Below are 3,895 nucleotides of genomic sequence, written 5' to 3' on the forward strand. Positions count from 1 at the left end.
CGCGCGGGCGGGGGCGGGGCCCCGCGCCCCCGGCGGGGGGGGGGGGGGGGGGGGGGCGGGCGGTGCGGGGGGGGGGGGGGCGCCGCCCGGGGCGGCCCCCCCCCCCCCCGGCGCCAGTGTTCCTTGCTGGCCACTCGGGCACATGCAACTACAGAGCGTCACGCCGCCATCAGGCCAAGTTCCACGGGTCGGCTGCAAAGATCGCTTTGAGGCAGACCTTCGCGAAGGCCCATCCCCCACGTGAGCCTGGCAGTAGCCTGGTCCCATGACCGACGTGCTCGACAATGTCCTGCGCGAACTCGATCCTGCAGACCGGGACGACATCGCGGGTCTCGTGATGCTCACCCCCAACGACTCCGATCTCGATGTCGACATGCAGGCCACCGGCCACAGCGGCAAGACGTGGCTCGTGCTCATCAAGCGCACTACCCACGCCACGGATACTGATCTCCAGCGTGCTGCGGCTCAGATCCTCACCGTCGCCCAGGACGAACCTCCCGCACCTGGCGCCCTCACGTATTCCCGCCTGCTCGCCGCCCTCCTCGTCGATACCGCGCGCGCCAACTGGACCCACGCAACTCGTGGACTTGTCTACGACCACCTGCGGGTCCGCCCAGACCTCAGCGCCGCGCGCATGTCGAAGTTCCTGCGCGGCCATGCAGTCCCCACGCCCGGCACGGTTCAGGCGTTTGTGGATGCCCTGGTGGAAAGCAATAGGCACTGGCACACCCAGTTGCCGAGCGTCGTCCCACCACCAGACTTCGATCACCGCACCCTGTGGAGGTCCGTCTGCGTCGTCGCTGTCGAGCCTGATCTGGACGAAGGACCAGAGGACCCGGCCAGCGGCGGCGATTACCTGGAGCAGATGCACCGCCCGCCCACCCCCGAGCAGGCCCGCCGGCTCTCCGCCCGTATCAATGCCCCCGACGCCGCCTCCAGGAAGCTGCCGCCCCGCCGGTGAACACCCTCCTCGACTGGCGCCCTGCCGCCGATACCCAGGGCGACCGCCTCGCCTTGCAGAACTTCGAGTGCACCACCCCCAAGCCCTCCTATGGCGAACCCCACCCGCGCCCGTGGGAGTGGGATGTTCAGGCTGACATCCGTCAGAGGCTCCTCAAGGACACTGCCCGTCATGCTCAAAGGGACCAGCGCCTGCTGATCGCCGACGATGACGACGGCCTGGCCGCCGTCGTCGCCCACGCTCAGATGAAGGAGTGCCCCAGCGAGATCAACGTCCCGCCGGGCGTCCCTATTCGCCTCCTCGTCGTGATCGCTGTCGCCAACCGGCACCGTCGCAACGGCGGAGCGTTCGCCGACCATGCGCTCGTCGAATGCCTCTACGACATCCTCGACCGAGAGCAGGGTTCCGACCACATCGTCGTCGTCACCAAGATCGACTTTCGAAACCTGCCCAGCATGGCTCTGGCCCAGCGCAACGGCCTCGAACTCGAGGTGCCCGGCGACGAAAACGACCCGCTCGGCTGGTGGTATCTCAACCTCTACCGCTAGCAGGCCCGTTCGAGGGCCGGGCTGTTACTCACGAACGGCGCCGACCTCGGCGAGGGCGGCGTTGAGCGGCCCGGCCAGCACGCGAGCGGAGGGCCGCTGCCCGGGGTCGTGGGCGAGGCCGGCGAGCAGGGCGTCCTCGAAGGCGGGGAAGGGCCAGGGCCGGACGGCGGTGATGTCGTGCGAGCGGCCCGCCGCCGTGTCGGCCAGCAGGTCGGGGCGGCGGGCCTGGGGGTCGCGGTAGTCGGTGGGCGGGGTGCGGGTCCAGGCCCAGAACAGGGACGCAGCCAACGACCACACGTCCGCCTCGGGCGTCGTAGTGATGTGGCCGGTGGTGCCGATGATCAGGGCGGCGGTCTCGGGGGCGGTGGTGTGGGCCAGGCCGCCGCGGTGGACGTAGAACGGCACCGGGACGGGGCCCTGGGCACAGGCCAGGTCGATGATCCGGACGGCGCCGTCCTCGAAGACGACGTGGTCGGGCTGGAGGTCGCCGTGGGTCCAGCCGGCGGCGTGGAGGTCGGCGAGCGCTTCGGCGGCTTCGGCGGCGGCCGTCAGGACCGCGCGGCGGGCAGTTGGGGTGTCGTCGCCTCGGTGGGCGGGTTCCAGGGCATCCCAGAGGCTGGTGCCGTCGATCCACCGCATGGCCAGCCAGGTGCCATCCCCGTACGGGCCGTGGGCCCGGTAGTGGTCGGCGCCCAGGGCGGCCAGCACCTCGCCTTCCCGGCCGGCCATCAGGCCGTCCGTGATCTTCAGGGCGGTGTCGCCGACCTTGTAGAAGGTGGTGCCGCGTCGCTCGTGCAGGAGCTTCGCGTCGCCGTCCAGGCCGAGCTCGGTGATCAGTGGGTGCACGGGAGTCCTTCCGGGACGGCCGCCGTCCGGGCTGCCCCCTGGTGGCCAGCCTGCCCGATCCGGCGGCCGGGTGCGAGTGATGGATGTGACCGCGGTCGTCGCGGTGCCGTGTGCGGGGCGCCTGCGCGGGCGGGGCTTCAAGTTGCCCTAGGGTGTGGGGAGTTCCCGGTGGCGTCTCGCTGCCGGGACTTCGTGCTTCCCGGGGCGGAGTGGATCATGCGATACGTACGGTTGCTGCGACGCGGGCCTGTGCTCCTGCTGTGGGGAGCGCAGACGGCGTCCGTGTTCGGCGACCGCCTGTACGCCATGGCCGTGATGTGGATGGCCTGGGAGCACGCCGGGGCCGGGGCGATGGGCCTGGTGGCCGTCGCCGAGTCCCTGCCCTACATCGTGCTCGGCACGGTCGGGCGCCGAGTGATGGACCGGTTCGCCTCGCTGAAGGCGCTCGCCGGGGTGGACGCGGTGAGGCTGGTCCTGGTGGCCGCGCTGCCGTGGGCGTGGTCCGAGTTCGGCACGACGGGCCTGATCACCTCGGCCGCCCTGCTGGGAATCGGCGGGGCCCTGTTCGACCCGAACCTCGGCGCGATGGTGCCGGACCTGGTCAGGCCGGACGAGGTCCAGGCCGTGAGCGGTCTGATGGACCTGACCGGCCGGATCGCCCGGATCGCAGGCCCTGGGGCGGCGGGGCTGCTGCTGGCGGTGATGCCGCTGGCCGGGCTGTTCTGGGTCGACGCGGCGACCTTCGCCGTCTCCGCCGTCGCCCTGGTGCTGCTGGCCGCCCTCCTGCGGCCGGTCACCGCGACCGGGCAGGCCGGGCCGCAGACGGCAGGGGTGCGGCCGGGCCTGTGGTCGCTGGTGCGGACCCACCCGGACACGGGTGTGGTGCTGGCCGTGCACGGGATCGGGATCTTCGCCGGGGCGGTGTCGCTGGCGATGCCCGCCCTGCTCGCGGCCCGGCTCGGCGCCGGGGCCTCCGCCTACGCGGCGGTGCTGGCGTGTACCGGGGCCGGGGCCCTGGCCGGGAACCTGGTGGCCGGGAACGTGCGGCTGCCGGCGCCGCTGACGGCGGTGTACTGCGGGGCCTGGGCCTTGTCCGGGCTGGTCCTGGCGGTCACCGGGCTGGCCGGGTCGCTGCCGCTGTTGCTGGCGCTGTCCGTGCTGTCGGGGGCGGTGTCGCCGTTCCTGCAGATCGCGCTGTCCACGCACTTCGCGCTGTTCCCTCCGGCCGCCCGAAGGCGGCTGCTGACGGTGGACCTGACCGTGATCCGCACCTGCGGGACGGTCTCGATGCTGTTCGTCCCCGCGCTGGCCGCGAGCGGTCCGAGGGCCGCGTTCCTGGCCGGCGGCCTGGCCGTCGTGGCGGTCGGTTCGGCGGGGGCCGTGCTGGTGCTGGCCCTGGTGCGGGGGCGCCGGCCGCTGCCGGATGCCTTGCCGGTGCCTGAGCTGGCGGCCCGCGACTGAGCATGGGCACGGGCCGGGCCCCGCGGTGCGGGGCCCGGCCGGTGTGCTGGTGGTGCTCAGGTCAGCTGGCGAGCAGCTG

The 3,895-nt window shown here is 72.7% G+C and carries 4 protein-coding genes; 3 read left to right on the forward strand and 1 reads right to left on the reverse strand.

Features of this window, described 5'->3' with window-relative positions:
* Positions 1-265 precede the first annotated feature (265 nt).
* Entirely contained in the window at positions 266-961 is a 696-nt protein-coding gene (locus tag ACFWXO_RS31050) for a hypothetical protein (protein WP_380527811.1), read from the forward strand.
* Positions 958-1,509 (forward strand): hypothetical protein, encoded by a 552-nt coding sequence (locus ACFWXO_RS31055; RefSeq protein ID WP_380527814.1) that lies wholly within the window; start codon positions 958-960, stop codon positions 1,507-1,509. Before ACFWXO_RS31050 ends, ACFWXO_RS31055 begins: the two co-directional genes overlap by 4 nt.
* A 24-nt stretch (positions 1,510-1,533) precedes the next feature.
* Here ACFWXO_RS31055 and ACFWXO_RS31060 read toward each other — a convergent pair whose 3' ends face one another.
* On the reverse strand, positions 1,534-2,355 hold the full coding sequence (locus tag ACFWXO_RS31060) for a hypothetical protein (RefSeq protein ID WP_380527815.1): 822 nt from the start codon (positions 2,353-2,355) through the stop codon (positions 1,534-1,536).
* Positions 2,356-2,571: 216 nt separating this feature from the next.
* On the opposite strand from ACFWXO_RS31060, the gene ACFWXO_RS31065 reads away from it, so the two are divergent.
* Positions 2,572-3,816 carry an MFS transporter gene (locus ACFWXO_RS31065; protein ID WP_380527817.1) on the forward strand — a complete coding sequence of 415 codons (1,245 nt, stop codon included), beginning with the start codon at positions 2,572-2,574 and terminating at the stop codon, positions 3,814-3,816.
* Positions 3,817-3,895 lie beyond the last annotated feature (79 nt).

This window comes from Kitasatospora sp. NPDC059088 (genome assembly GCF_042738155.1).
In the GTDB taxonomy this organism is placed as follows: Bacteria; Actinomycetota; Actinomycetes; order Streptomycetales; family Streptomycetaceae; genus Kitasatospora.

What these genes read in the sequence shown, in the direction of transcription:
- ACFWXO_RS31050 (WP_380527811.1), top strand. Translation starts at nt 266, where the DNA reads ATGACCGACGTGCTCGACAATGTCCTGCGCGAACTCGATCCTGCAGAC.
- ACFWXO_RS31065 (WP_380527817.1), top strand. Translation starts at nt 2,572, where the DNA reads ATGCGATACGTACGGTTGCTGCGACGCGGGCCTGTGCTCCTGCTGTGG.